Raw genomic sequence first — 14,795 nt, forward strand, 5'->3', positions numbered from 1 at the left:
ATCCGTCGAACGTGGGAGGTCCCGGCTCTACGGACCGCTGGCGCGGTCCTTCGGCCGGGATGACATGTTGTGGAGATCAACAAAAAGGGCCTCCCGAGATGCTCGGGAGGCCCTTTGCGTATCGAGCGTAGGCTCCCGGTCGCCCGGGAGCCGCTCTCATGCTCAGTACTTGTAGGTGAAGCCCATGAAGAACCGGCGGCCGAAGTAGCCCAGTTCGGTCAGGCGGATGTCGCCGGCCGTGGAGCGTTCTTCCTCCTTGGTCAGGTTCTTGCCTTCCACGAAGAGCGACAGGCCCTTGGGGCCCGGCTTCCAGGTGATCTTGCCGTCCAGATAGCCGGTCGGATCGCGGAACACCGGCTGGCCCGAGGTGTCGGCGGCCGAGACCAGGTACTTGGAGCGGTAGTTGTAGGCCAGGCGGGCGTTGATCGGGCCCTTGTCGTACCAGACCGTGAAGTTGGCGCTGCTCTTGGACAGGCCCGGGAAGGGCAGTGGCGAGCCGTCGAGGGTGGAATAGAGCTCGACGTCCTTGGCTTCCTGATAGGTGTAGTTGGCGTCGACGCCCAGGCCCGACAGCGCCCCCGGCAGCCAGGTGAAGGCCGTCTTGCCGGTCAGCTCCAGGCCCGAGATCTTGGCCCCGTCGCCGTTGATGTAGGTGTTGTAGTTGTAGAGCACCCCGTCGCCATAGACGTCGACCTTGCCGATCAGTGTGCGCGACGAGACGTAGAACGACTCGATGTCCTTGTAGAACAGGCCCAGCGAGATCTGGGTGTCGCTGTTGGGATAATACTCGAACGACAGGTCGTACTGGTTGGCGCGATAGGGCTTCAGTTCCGGATTGCCGGCCGAGCAGCTGGGCTCGTCGAACTCGCCGTTGGCGTCGGGCGAGTTGTCGGTGGTGCAGCTGACCGTCGGCATCAGGTAGTCCATGCGCGGACGGGCCATCAGCTGGGCGAAGCCGGCGCGGGCCGCCAGCTTGTTGGGCGCCAGCCACAGGCCCACGTTGAAGCTGGGCAGCCACACCGTGTAGTCCTTGGTCATGGTGGCGATGCTGTTGCTCAGCACGTAGGTGGTCGAGGTGCCGCCATTGGTCGCCGCATAGGTCTCGCTGCGGGTCTGGGCCCCGGTGCCTTGCGTCTTGGTGTGGACGCGCCGCCAGCCGAAGTTGCCGTTCACGTCGTAGCCCAGCAGCGGGAAGGCGTAGTTGAACTTGATGTACTGGGCGTCGGTCTGTTCCTGGATCTTGTAGGGGATCTGCTCGTAGGTCTCGCCGTCGTTGCCCGTCGTGGTCTCCAGGTTGTTCAGGTTGAAGTGCGACGTGTCGAGGTACTGGGCGACCTTGTTGAAGTCCGGATACAGCCAGGTCGAGGGTAGGCCGCCGCCGCCGAAATAGAAGGCGCTGGGCAGCTGGGTCATGGCCTGGGCGAAGACGGCGTTCGAGAACGCCCGCGACCAGGTCTCGCTCGTCGACCAGTAGCCGGTGGTGTAGGCGGCCGAGGCGTTGGTCGGGTTGGTCTGGTCGGCCGTCTGGCTGGCCAGGATGGTCGCCGTCGAGTTCACCGCGTTGCTGTAGATCACCGTGTCGTCGGTGGTCGAATAGGCGTTGGCGCCGCCGTCGATGATGTAGCCGCCATAGCCGTAGCCCGAGGTCGAGAAGTCGGTGGCGCGGCCGCCGAACTCGATCTTCTTCAGGAACGGCAGGTCGACCTCGTAGTCGAAGTCGATCTTGTACTGCTTCTCCTCCGACTGGGAGTTCGACGGGCGGTACTGGATCTGCCACTGGCGGATCGCGGAGGCGTCCGAGGGGCTGTAGCCGTCGGCGAAGGTGAAGGACGGATTGCCGGTCGACGGGTCCAGCGTCACCGTCATGCCCGGCGTGTCGAAGCTGACGCTGACGTTGTTGGTCTGCGAGACGGTCGAGGTCTCGGCGCTGGAGGCCTGGAACTCGATCTGCAGGCGGTCGCCCCGGTAGTTGGCGCCGATGTTGTAGTAGTCGCTGGTCGACTCGTAGGCGAAGTCGCGGGCGCTGATGCCGAAGCCGTTGTAGCCGCCGGCCCCCGAGGTGGTGAGGCAGTTGCCCAGGGTGTACTGGATGACGTTGTGGTTGGCGTCGGTGACCACCGAGCCGGCGGTGGTGTCGGTGCTCGAGCACGACGTGCCGTTGGCGGCGGTGTTGCGCAAGCGTGTCGCCGAGGTGAAGTCGGTGCCGTAGTTGATGTCGTTCAGCCGCTGGCTGCGCTCATTGCGGTTGTAGCTGACCCAGGCGTCGATCTTGTCGGTGAACTTGTACTGGGCCGTGAACTCGGCCGAGATCCGCTCGTCGGTGCGGGTCCAGACGCCGTAGCGGGCCACGCGCGGGGCGTAGTCGTACCACTGGCTCTGGCAGGCCGTGCGCAGGTTGCTGGTCGAGATCTGGGTGGCGTCGGGCGTCACCAGCGACGAGCAGCCGGCATAGGTGTCGACGCCGCTGGCCAGGTCGACGATGTCCTGGCTGTAGGCGGTGGAGTAGTAGTCGACGGTCTTGTCGGCCGAGTTGTCGAAGTCGGCGAACCGGCCCCACGACGAGTTGCGGACGTAGTCGCCGCGGGTGTTCACCTTGTCGTAGGTGACGTTGGCCATCAGGCCCAGGCGCCCGTCGAACAGTTGGGTGGCGGCGAAGACGTTGCCGCGCGGCTTCCAGCCGTCGACCGTGTCGAGGTTCTGCATCGAGCCGGTGAACGACAGGGTCGGCTTCTTGAAGTCGAGCGGCTTGCGGGTGGTGACGCTGACCGTGCCGCCGACGCCGCCTTCGGTCATGTCGGCGGTGAAGCCCTTGAACACGTCGATCGACTTGACCAGCTCGGAGGCCAGTTCGCGGAAGTCGTTGGAGCGGCCGCCGCCGCCATAGACCTGCAGGTTGCCGGCCGTCGACAGGGTGCTCATGCCGTTGATCTCGACCCGGTTGAGGTCGGGCTCGACGCCGCGGATCGACACCGCGTTGCCCTCGCCGAAGTCGCGGGCCAACTGCACGCCGGTCACCCGGCCGAGCGCCTCGCCGACGTTCTTGTCGGGGAACTGGCTGATGTCCTCGGCGACGATGGAGTCGGAGATCGTGCCGGCCCGCTTCTTGCGGCCCATGGCCGACTGCAGGCTGGCGCGGGTGCCGACGACGACGATCTCTTCGACCTTGTTCTCGACCGTGGCGCCGGGGGAGGAGGCGGGGGTCTGGGCCAGGGCGGCGGGGGCGCCGATCCCCAGGATGGCGACGGCGAGGCCCGTGGTCGCCAGCAGTTGGTGTTTCATGGGTTTCCTCCGATGAGAGACTGGCGGTGAACCGCCTTCTTTCGCCGCGAGAGCGCGCTCCGCGGCGTGTTGCTGGATGGCTGGAGGCAAGGCGCGACGACGGGGCTGGTCGCGACCGGCAGGGCGCGACGGAACGACTGTCGATGCGGGCTTGCATGGACGCCGAGGCTCGGGGCGACGCGCGGCGGGCGTCGGAGCGCTGGCCGGTCGCCGGGATCTCCGGCGTCGGGCTTCGGCGTGTCGCGATCGGGCGGGGGTTTGCGCCGTCGCGAGCAATGAGCGGTCTTCACGGTCGCCGCGGATCTCTTGATCTCTGCGACGACGTCAAAAATCTTATCGAAGAGGCGTCGTTGTCAATCTCTGTTGTCTGAGTTTTGACAACATAACCATGTATTAAGCTCTCTTTTCGTATCTGAAAACTGACGATCACTTAGATATCGTAAAATTTCAATTTTGAAACTATTGATACGCACTATTCTCAATTTATGAAACTACATCGCAGAAAGCGGGATTCGACTTGCCAGATCGGCGGCCTGGGCATAGGGACTGGCTCAGGCGGCAGGCTTCGCCCGTAAGGCGGGCCTGTCTGGGAAGGGGAAGCGGGAGGACCAGGATCATCGGCCTCGCGGGCGCGCCAGGACGCGCGCGGCGGCGCTGGCGGACTTCACGGATAGAACTAGGAACTGCGCATGGCGGGTTTTGTTTGTGCCCCGCCGAACACCCCGTCGGGACGGCTGGGTTCAGGCCGGGCGCCAGCGCATGGCGACGGCGATCTCGGTCTCCGACGGCGTCTCGACGAAGCCGGCCTTGCGGTAGAGCGCCTGGGCCGGAGCGTTGTCGAACCCGACATCCAGCGTGATCGACGCGGCGCCGGCCTGGGCGGCCGCGTCCTTTATCCACGCCATCAGACCAGAGCCCAGGCCAAGACCCCGGGCCTCCGGCGCTAGCAGCAGGTCGATCAGCCGCCAGTCGTCCCGCGCGCGGTCGAGCAGCAGCTGGCCGGCCGGAACCGCGCCCGCCAGCACCAGCCAGCGATCCGCCTCGGGATAGGCGCCGGCGATGTGGATCTGCTGCAGGCGGAACTGGTCGGCCATCATCGCGGCCACCTGCGCCTGGCTCCATCCCATCGCCAGGAAGGACGCGCCCCGGAAGGCTGCATGCCACTGCATCAGCAACTGTGTTTCGCCGTCCTCGATCGCGCGTACGGTCGTGTCGCGGGCCTGCAGCGCCGCGGGCAGGGGCGGCATGTCGAATGGTGATTTCATCGCGACGACTCGCGGGTGAATGGGCTAGATCGACGCATAGGTTGCGTTTTCTGCGCGATCGGCCAAGACAAGTTCAAGGCGTACCAAGTTCAAGACAGGCGAGGGGGATGTCATGCTGCTGCTGAAGCCGGAAGATTTCGAAGCGTGGGTGGGCAAGCAGGTGCGCGTCGCCACCGTTCCGCATCCTGTCGAGATCACCCTGGCGGCGATTTTCCGCCCCGGCTATCCGAACGACATCCGCGAGCCCTTCTCGCTGATGTTCGAGTCGCCGATGAACATCAGCCTGATCGACGGGGCCTACGAATTCGACTGCGGCAAGGGGGGGCCGCACACGATCGTCATCACCCAGCTGAAGCCGCTGCCCAACGCCCGGGTCTACCAGGCCATCTTCAACTGACGGCGCCGGCTGGGCCGAAAAAGCGCGATCAGAAATAGAAAACGCCGGCCCGTGGACAGCCACGGGCCGGCGTTTCCGTATTCGGTGATCAGTTGCGCGACGGGAAGATGCCGGCGGTGCAGATGATCGATTGCAGGCCCAGATAGGGTTGCATGGAGTCGAACGGCTGGCTGTTGCCGGTGACGCCGACGGTGACGCTGCCGGCGATGCCGGCGACGTTGCCCGCGCTCAGGTTGACGGCGGTGCCCGCCGTGCCGGCCGGGGCGAAGATGCTGGCCGACGAGAAGTTGGTGGCGTCGTAGGCGTTACAGATCTGGGCGTTGGCGGTCGGTTGCACGGCTTGCGAGCCGTTGGCGACGCCGCTCAGAGCGGTGACGTTCACCGTCGGCGAGCCGGTCGGGGTGAACACGGCCGCGTGGTTGTGCGCCGGCATGTTGAGGATGCTCAGGGTGGTGGTCGGCGAACCCGCCATCTCGCCCTGGACGTAGGTCGGCAGGCCGGGGCCTTGGCCCGGGCCGACCATGGTGCGGCCGCGCAGGTCCGGCAGAGCAAAGGTGGTCTGGCCGTTGCCGCCGAAGGTGGTGCCGAGCAGCGAGAACAGAGCGGTGTTCTGCGCGATGCCGATAATCTGTCCGTTGGTATACATGAAGTTGCGCGGGGCGAAGTTACCCGCGAACTGCACGATCATAGCCATATAGAAGTCCATGGCGTCAGGCCCTCCCACAATGTTGAGTTGCTAGGCTATACAGCGACGCCCCTAGCGCGCAAGGCGCTCGTTTCACGCGGCTGCCCCAGCTCCGATCAGGCGTGCGGCAAGTCCCGGAAATCCCTTGAAAACCGGTCACGCACATCGGTGTCTCAACTTTGGGACACACTCTGTGCGCGTGATGTGACAATTCACACGGGAAACGCCTTGGGGCTGTGCATAATGTACAGTTACGTGTAGTGGGCTGTTAATGCGCGCGGACGGAGAGTCCGGGGCGGGCAACCGCGCGTGGATAATTGGGGCTGGGGAAATCGATGTTCCAGGGGTGGCTGACCCGCGTTCTGCGGGATTTGGCGTCGTTCGCGACCAAGGGTGAAAAGCTCGAGCGGCGTGCGGGAGGCCTGCGGCTTCGCCACGTCGCCATTGCGCTGTTCGCCATGCTGACCACCCTGGCGCCGACGCTGGCGGCCGCATCCACCGGGTGCGCCGCCGTCAACGCCGGTGCGCTGAACCAGACCACCGTCATCGCCAGCAGCGCCGTGTCTAGCACCGACGCGCGGCAGAACACGGGCGCGGTCACCTTCCAGGGGGTCAATGTCAACCTGACCGGGGCGGCCTTGGCGCAAAGCCGATGGTATCCGGGCGGACCTCACAGTTTCGCCGTCGGCGACACGATTTCGGTCACGATGGTCTCGAACGGACCGCTGGTGCAATTCCAGCGGTCGACGGATTCGGGCGGAACGGTCACCAATATCGGGGTCGGCGGCGGAACCTATTCCTACAGCCCGACTGCGACCGAGTTCGCGTTCCAGACCCGCATCGCCCCGAGCACGGACGGGACGGCCACGACCACGGCCACCTGCACGCCCGCCCCGCCGACGATCTCGGGCCTGTCGCCGAACGAAGGCCCGACCGCGGGCGGCACCTCGGTGACGCTCACCGGTCAGAACTTCCTGGGCGCCAGCGTCACCGTCGACGGCGTCACGGTCACCCCGGGCACGCACACCGACACTTCGATCGTCTTCACCACGCCCGCCCATGCGGCCGGCACGGTCAGCGTGGCCGTGACCACCACCGGCGGCACGGCGCTGTCCAGCTTCACCTATGTTGCGCCGCCGACGGTGACCTCGGTCACGCCGAACGCCGGCCCGCTCACCTCGGGCACGTCGGTCACCCTCGCCGGCACGAATTTCCTCAACGCCTCGGCCGTGACCTTCGGGGGCACGCCCGCCGTCAGCTTCGTCGTCAACGGCGCCAGCCAGATCACGGCGGTCGCCCCGGCCGGCTCGGCCAGCACGGTCAACGTCCGGGTCACCACCGTCGGCGGCACCAGCGCCACCGCCACGGCCAACCAGTACACCTTTGTCGCCGCTCCCACGATTTCCTCACTTACGCCCAGTTCGGGACCCACGGGCGGCGGAAACAGCGTGAACATCGCCGGCACGGGCCTCTTGAACGCCACGCTGACTGTCGACGGCGTGACCGTGACGCCGAACTCGACAAGCCCGACCTCAGTCGTGTTCATCACCCCCGCGCACGCGGCAGGCTCGGTTCCGGTGGTCGTGACCACCGCCGGCGGCTCGGCCTCGTCTAGCTTCAACTATGTCGCGGCGCCGACGATCTCGTCGCTGTCGCCCACGTCGGGTACGACGGCCGGTGGAACGTCCGTGACGATCAGCGGCACGAACCTCAGCGGGGCTACCCTCACCGTCGACGGCGCGACCGTGACGCCTACGTCCACCAATCCGACGTCGATCGTGTTCACCACCCCGGCTCATGCGTCTGGCTCCGTCCCCGTGGCCGTCACGACGGCCGGCGGCACGGCCACGTCCGGCTTCACGTTCGTCGCGCCGCCGATCGCCGGCTCGGCGAGCTACGGCTCGATCGTCGCCTATAACGACGGCTCGAACCTGACGACGAACATCAACCTGTCATTCTACCTCACGGGGGGCGACACGCCGACCAGCTATGCGGTCGGTTCGGCGACCACGGCCCAGGGCGGCAGCGTCAGCGTCAACAGCAGCGGGGACGCGACCTACACGCCGCCCGTCGGCTATCGCAACGCCAACGACAGCTTCACCTATACGGCCACCAACGCCGGCGGCACCTCAGCGCCGGCGACCGTCACCGTCACGGTCGGCAATCCGACGATCTCGGTGACCCTGCCGTCGGCCACCGGCACCGTCGAACGGGTCTATAACGCCGGCGGCAACCCCGTCACCTTCTCGGGCGGCCGGGCGACCTACACCGTCAACAGCATCAGCGGCCTGCCTTCGGGCCTGAGCGCCGTCGGCGCCGTCATCAGCGGCACGCCGGCGGTCCAGGGGACCTTCACCGTCACCGTGAACGTCACCGACAGCTCGCTGGGCGCTGGTCCGTACAACGCCAACACGACGGCGACCTTGTCGGTGGGCACCCCGCCGGCTCCGGTGACCTCGTCCTTCTCCATCAGCGGCCTGACCTACAACACCGGTTCGGCCACGGCGACGACCTTCAGCGCGGCTCCGCACGCCACCGAAAGCCCGACCGGCTACCAGGTCGGCGCCTCGTCCTATGGCGGGACGGTCTCCGTCGATAGCGCCGGCCTGATGAGCTACACCCCGCCGGTCGGCTTCCGTGGCACCGACACCTTCAACTGGGTCGCCACCAACGCCGGCGGCACGTCGAACGTCAGCCAGGTCTTCGTGACCGTGAACGATCCGGTGTTCTCGGTCACCCTGCCGGCCTCCACCGGCACGGTCGGCGTCGCCTACAACGGCGTCGCCTCGCCCGTGACCATCAGCGGCGGCAACCCGCCCTACAACAGCTACTCGGCCACGGGCCTGCCTGCCGGCCTGACGATGAATAGCTCGGGCGTCATCAGCGGCACCCCGACCACGGCGACCAACGCCACGGTCGTGGTCACTGTCACCGACAACTCGGGCGGCAACGGCAGCTACACCAGCACGGCCTCGGCCTCGCTGAGCATCGCCCTGCCGAACATCACCCTGTCGCCTGCCGCCGGCGCCCTTCCAGGCGCCCAGGCCGGCGCGTCGAGCTACAGCCAGGGCATCTCGGCTTCGGGCTCGATCGCGCCCTATACCTTCGCCGTCACCGCCGGCGCCCTGCCTCCGGGCATGAGCCTCAGCAGCGGCACGATCTCCGGCACGCCGACCAGCACCGGGACCTTCAACTTCACGATCACCGCCACCGACAGCAGCGGCAACAACTACCAGGGGCAGGCGGCCTACAGCATCACGGTCTCCGCGCCGACGATCGCCGTGGCGTCGACGCCCGACCCGCTGCCGCAAGGCACGGTTGCGGCCAGCTACAGCGCCAGCTTCTCCGCCAGCGGCGGCACGGGGCCCTACACCATCACCCTCGACAGCGGCACGCTGCCGGACGGCCTCAGCTTCGCGGCCGGCGGCATCTCGGGCACGCCGACCGAGGGCGGTTCGTTCCCGATCGTCATCCGCGCTCAGGACTCGACCGCCGGCGGCACGTACTCCGGAACGCAGAACTTCACGCTGATCGTCGATGCGCCGACCATCGTCCTGTCGCCGGCCTCGCCGCTGACCGGCGGTACGATCGCGGCTCCCTACACCGCCACCGTCAGCGCGTCGGGCGGCACGGCGGGCTACACCTTCGCGGTCACCTCGGGGTCGCTGCCTCCGGGCCTCAGCCCGTCGCTCGTCGGCGGCAACCTGCAGATCAGCGGCACGCCGACCGGCGCGGGGACCTACAACTTCATCGTCACGGCCACTGACTCCAGCACGGGCGGCGGCAGCGGCGCGGGCGGCGCCTATACCGGCGCTCTGCCTTACGCCATCACCATTGCCGCGCCGACGCTCTCGCTGGCGCCGAACACGCCGGTGACCAACGCGACGATCGCCAGCGCCTACACCCGCACCTTCACGGCGTCGGGCGGCACTGCGCCCTACACCTACAGCTGGGCGGGCGACCTGCCGACCGGCATGACCATTACCGGCAACGTGCTCTCGGGCACGCCGACGGAAGGGGGCGGTCCGTTCAACTTCAGCGTCACCGCGACGGACAGCTCGGCGGGCACCGGGCCGTTCCAGATCACCCAGAACTACGGCCTGACGGTTGACGCGCCGACCATCACGGTCTCGCCCGGCTCCCTGACGGCGGTCGCGACCGGCACGACGGTGAACCAGACGATCACCGCCAGCGGCGGCACGGCCGGCTACACCTTCTCGCACACCGGCACGCTGCCGACCGGCCTTGGCCTGTCGACCGGCGGCCAGATCACGGGCACGACGACGGCGGCGGGCACGTTCAACTTCACGATCACGGCTCAAGACGCCAGCACCGGCGCCGGCCCCTATACGGGCTCGCAGGCCTACAGCTGGACCATCGACGCGCCGACGATCGCCCTGGATCCGATCTCGCCGGCCAACGGCCAGATCGGCGTCGCCTACAACCGGACCCTCACCGCCACCGGCGGCGTGGCCCCCTACCAGTACGCGGTCGTGGGCGCGATGCCGGCCGGCCTGTCCCTGTCCTCCAGCGGCCAGATCACCGGCACGCCGACCCATGGCGGCGCCTACAGCTTCACGGTCACCGCGACGGACTCGTCGACGGGCGCCGGCGCGCCGTTCCTCGGCACGCGGACCTATACGGGCACGTTCAACAACCCGGCCCTGACCCTCACGCCCAGCACGCTGAGCGGGATGAAGGCCGGCGTCGCCTACACCGCCACCATCACGGCCGGCGGCGGCACGGCGCCCTATACCTACTCCATGTTTGGCGGAACCGTGCTGCCGCCTGGCCTCAGCCTGTCCACGACTGGCGAGATCACCGGCACGCCGACGGCGTCGGGGACCTTCAGCTTCACGATCGCGGCCCAGGATTTCTCCACCGGGATCGGGCCGTACACCGTGGCCCGGGCGTACACCAACGTCGTGGTCGACGCGCCGACTCTGACCATCACGACGGCGGCCGGCCTGCCGGCGGCGACCCAGCACACGGCCTATAACCAGGCGATCGACACCGCCGGGGGCACCGCGCCCTATCAATACAGCGTGGTCTCCGGCGCCACTCCGCCGGGGATCGTCCTCGGCGGCGGCGGCGTGCTCTCGGGCACGCCGACGGCGGTGGGCTCGTACACCTTCACGGTCCGGTCGCAGGACAGCACCACGGGCGGCGCCTACGCCACGACCAAGGCCTTCACCCTGGAGGTGAACGTCCCGGCTCCGCCGACCGCGAACGCGGTCAGCGCGACCGTGGCCGCCAACAGCACCACCAACACGATCGCTCCGAACCTGACCGGCGTGCCGGCCACGTCGGTCGCCATCGCCAGCGCTCCGAGCCACGGCACGGCGACGCTGGTCGGGGCGGGCGCCAGCGCCACCTTCGACTACGTGCCGACGGCCGGCTTCTCGGGCACGGACAGCTTCACCTATACGGGCGGCAACGCGGGCGGGTCTTCGGCCCCGGCCACGGTCAGCGTCACGGTGACGGCGCCGACCCTGGTGGTCGCCGGCACGCCGGTCGACGGCATCGTCGCCACCGCCTATCCCGGCGCGACCTTCACGGCCTCGACGGGCACGGCGCCCTACACCTTCACCGTTGTCGGCGCCTCTCTGCCGACGGGCCTGACGCTCAGCACGGCCGGCGTCCTCTCGGGGACCCCGACCGCGGCCGGGACGTTCAGCGCGGTGATCAAGGCCACCGACGCCTATGGCGCCGAGGGCCAGGCCACCTTCCCGATCAACATCCTGGCTCCCCTGGTGACGATCACCGCCCCGACGGCCGGCGCCCTGCCGACCGCCACGGCCTTCGTCCCCTACAGCCAGACCTTCACGGCCACGGGCGGGGTGGCGCCGCACACCTTCGCGGTCACCTCCGGCGCCCTGCCGGCCGGCCTGACCCTGACCCCGGCGGGCGCGCTCTCCGGTTCGGCCACGGTCACCGGCTCGTTCGCCTTCACCGTGACGGCGAGCGACGGTTCGGTGGCGCCGGGTCCCTATCCGGGTCCTGGGGTCGCCTACACCCTGGTGGTCGGCGCGCCGGCCATGACCCTGTCGCCGGCGGCGGGTCCGCTTCCGGCCGGCACGGCCACCGTGCCTTACACCGCCACCTTCTCGGCGGCGGGCGGCACCTCGCCCTACAGCTACGCGGTCACCGCCGGCGCCCTGCCGAACGGCCTGACCCTGAGCGCGGGCGGCGTGATCTCGGGCGCGGCGCTGCAAAGCGCCACGGGCGTGGCCAACTTCACCGTCACCGCCACGGATGCGAACGGCTTCCCCGTCTCGCAGGCCTATAGCGTCGACATCGCCCAGGTGACCCTGGTCACGGCTTCGCCCGCCAACGGCGTCGTCGGCCAGAGCTACAACCAGGTGCTGTCGACCTCCGGCGGCACGGGTCCCTACAGCTACAGCGTCACCGGCGTCCTGCCGGCCGGCCTGAGCCTCAGCAGCAGCGGCGTGCTTTCGGGCCTGCCGACGGCCGCCGGGACCTTCGGCTTCAGCGTGACCGCCACCGACAGCTTCGGCGCCGTGGGCACCGACGCCCTGTCGATGGATATCGCCAGCCCGACCATGACCCTGTCGCCGACCTCCGCGCCGGCGGCCGACTACGGCATGGCCTACAGCCTGACCTTCCAGGCGACGGGCGGGGTCACTCCCTACCGCTACGCCCTGAGCGGGACGCTGCCGACCGGTCTGTCGCTCGACACGACCAGCGGCGTCCTCTCGGGCACGCCGACCGAGGCCGGCTCCTTCCCGATCGTCGTGACGGCGAGCGACTCCTCCACGGGGCCGACTCCCTTCTCGACGAGCGTGAGCCTGACCCTGGTGGTCAATCCGGCGCCGCCGCCGGTGGTCGAGCCGGTCTCCACCGAGACCGACCCGGGGCAACCCACGACCATCGACGTATCGAGCCTGATCGACGGCTTCTACGACAGCGTCATCATCACCCGGCAGGCCGATCACGGCACGGCCGTGGTCAATGGCGGCGCGGCGCGGATGCGGTCGCAGAGCGGCGGGCCGGTGACCATCACCTACACGCCGAACCCGGGCTACTACGGCACCGACAGCTTCTCGTACGCCGCGACCGGTCCTGGGGGCACCTCGGCCCCGGCCGCGATCACGGTGGCTGTCGCCGCGCCGGCTCCGGTGGTCGTCAACGACACGGCCAGCCTCAACGCCAACGCCACGGTGGTCATCCCGGTGACCGCCAACGACACCGGCCCGATCTCGACCATCGCCATCGCCACGGCTCCGACCAACGGCACGGCGACGATCTCGGGCCTCAACGTGACCTATGCTCCGGCCCAGAACTTCTTCGGTACGGACACCTTCACCTACACGGCCACCGGCGAAGGCGGCACGGGCGGTCCGGCGACGGTCACCGTCACGGTCGCTCCGCTGGCGGTCCCGGCCCAGTCGGCCCAGACCATCACGGTCCTGGCCGGCCAGTCGGTCACCCTGGCGGCGACGCAAGGCGCGACCGGCGGTCCGTTCACGGGCGTGGCGGTCGTGGCCGCCCCGACCAAGGGCGCGGCCGCGGTCAACGGCGAGACCATCGTCTACACCCCGGCCACCGGCTTCTCCGGTTCGGACAGCTTCACCTACCGGATCAGCAATCCGTTCGGTGATTCGGCTCCGATCCCGGTGACCGTGACCGTCAACCCCGCGCCCCTGACGGCACCGCCGATCACCGTCGAGATCCTCGCCGGCCAGAAGGCGGTCGTTAATCTGGTCAGCGGGGCCAGCGGCGGACCGTTCATCGGTGCGGCGGTGGTGGCCGTCACGCCCGCCGGCTCCGGCGCGGCCGTGGTGACCAACCCCTCGTCGGGCGCCTACACCCTGACCTTCACCCCCGACAACGCCTTCGCGGGTACGGCGGTGGTGACCTACACCCTGACCAACGCCTTCGCGACGTCGGCTCCGGGTCGGGTCAACGTGATCGTCACGGCTCGCCCGGATCCGTCGAAGGATCCTGAAGTGAAGGGCCTGATCGCGGCTCAGGACGCGGCGGCCATCCGCTTCGCCGACGCCCAGATCAGCAACTTCAACCGTCGCCTCGAGCAGCTGCACAACGGCGGCGGCGCGGGTCGCGGGTTCGGGGTCAGCGTTCGTGGCGGCGATGTCGAGCGCGACGACGGGCTGGAGGCGCGCGAGCGGTTCCGCAAGTACGCCAGCCTCGGCATGAACGACGCGGCCGATCCGTCCAGCCCCCTGCTGCCCGAAGCCAAGGCCGGTTACTCGGCCCAGGACGACGGCGAGGACGGCCAGGCTGGTCCCAAGCGTTGGGGCGTCTGGGCGGCCGGTTCGGCGGACTTCGGGATGCGTGACGCGGTTGGGTCGCAAAGCGGCTTCCGCTTCACCACCGACGGCCTGACCGGCGGCGTCGACTACCGGGTGAACGAAGACTTCGCCTTCGGCCTGGGTCTCGGCTACGGCCGCGACTCCAGTCGGATCGGCAAGTCGGGCACCAAGAGCCGCGCCGAAAGCTACAGCGCGGGCCTCTACGCCAGTCTGAAGACGGGCGAGAAGACCTTCATCGACGGGGTCCTCGGCTACGGCACGCTCGACTTCGACACCCGCCGCTACGTCACCACGACGGGCGAGCTGGTGAACGGCGAGCGTGATGGCGACCAGGTGTTCGCGGCCCTGACCTTCGGGATGGAGCACCGGACGCCGACCAGCCTGCTGTCGCCCTACGGCCGCTTCGCCTTCAGCCGCTCGCAGCTGGATGCGTTCTCGGAAGACGGCGGCGGGCCCTACGGCCTGACCTACCACGCGCAGACCGTGAAGAGCCTGACCGGCACCCTGGGTCTGCGTGGCGAGTTCCTCCGCAAGACGGCGGCCGGCCTGCTGGCTCCGCGCTTCCGGGTCGAGTACTCGCACGACTTCGAGAAGGCCAACGACGCCCTGCTCAGCTACACCGACTGGGTGGGCGGGCCGACCTACCGCCTGACGGTGGATCCGATCGACCGCGACCAGCTGCGGCTGGAGCTCGGGGCCGACCTGACCATCAAGAACGGCATCCGGTTCGGCCTGGACTTCGACAACATGGTCAGCAAGGACAGCGACAGCCAGGGCGTCAGGCTCTCGATCCAGTCGCCCTTCTGATCGAAGGCGAAGACCTGAACTAAAGAGGGCGGCGCCGGCGACGGCGCCGCCCTTTCCTTTTCTCCTCC

General features: G+C 68.5%; 5 protein-coding genes. 2 read left to right on the top strand and 3 right to left on the bottom strand.

The window, feature by feature from the left end:
• Window positions 1-162: 162 nt before the first annotated feature.
• The gene (locus tag AC1DCG_RS21060; protein WP_477029424.1) at window positions 163-3,279 is read right to left on the bottom strand and encodes a TonB-dependent receptor; all 3,117 of its coding nucleotides are present in this window, start codon (window positions 3,277-3,279) and stop codon (window positions 163-165) included.
• A gap of 740 nt (window positions 3,280-4,019) precedes the next feature.
• Window positions 4,020-4,544, bottom strand: coding sequence for a GNAT family N-acetyltransferase (locus AC1DCG_RS21065; RefSeq protein WP_477029425.1), 525 nt, complete (start codon window positions 4,542-4,544; stop codon window positions 4,020-4,022).
• 112 nt (window positions 4,545-4,656) lie between these two features.
• On the opposite strand from AC1DCG_RS21065, the gene AC1DCG_RS21070 reads away from it, so the two are divergent.
• Complete coding sequence (locus tag AC1DCG_RS21070) at window positions 4,657-4,941, top strand: DUF6916 family protein (protein WP_165261918.1); 285 nt, start codon at window positions 4,657-4,659, stop codon at window positions 4,939-4,941.
• Window positions 4,942-5,029: 88 nt separating this feature from the next.
• Here AC1DCG_RS21070 and AC1DCG_RS21075 read toward each other — a convergent pair whose 3' ends face one another.
• Entirely contained in the window at window positions 5,030-5,647 is a 618-nt protein-coding gene (locus AC1DCG_RS21075) for a phage tail protein (RefSeq protein ID WP_477029426.1), read from the bottom strand.
• A 314-nt stretch (window positions 5,648-5,961) separates the two neighbouring features.
• Between AC1DCG_RS21075 and AC1DCG_RS21080 the strand changes: the two genes are divergently transcribed.
• Window positions 5,962-14,727, top strand: coding sequence for a putative Ig domain-containing protein (locus AC1DCG_RS21080; protein ID WP_477041649.1), 8,766 nt, complete (start codon window positions 5,962-5,964; stop codon window positions 14,725-14,727).
• Window positions 14,728-14,795 lie beyond the last annotated feature (68 nt).

It is taken from the genome of Caulobacter sp. 10L414 (assembly GCF_056395525.1).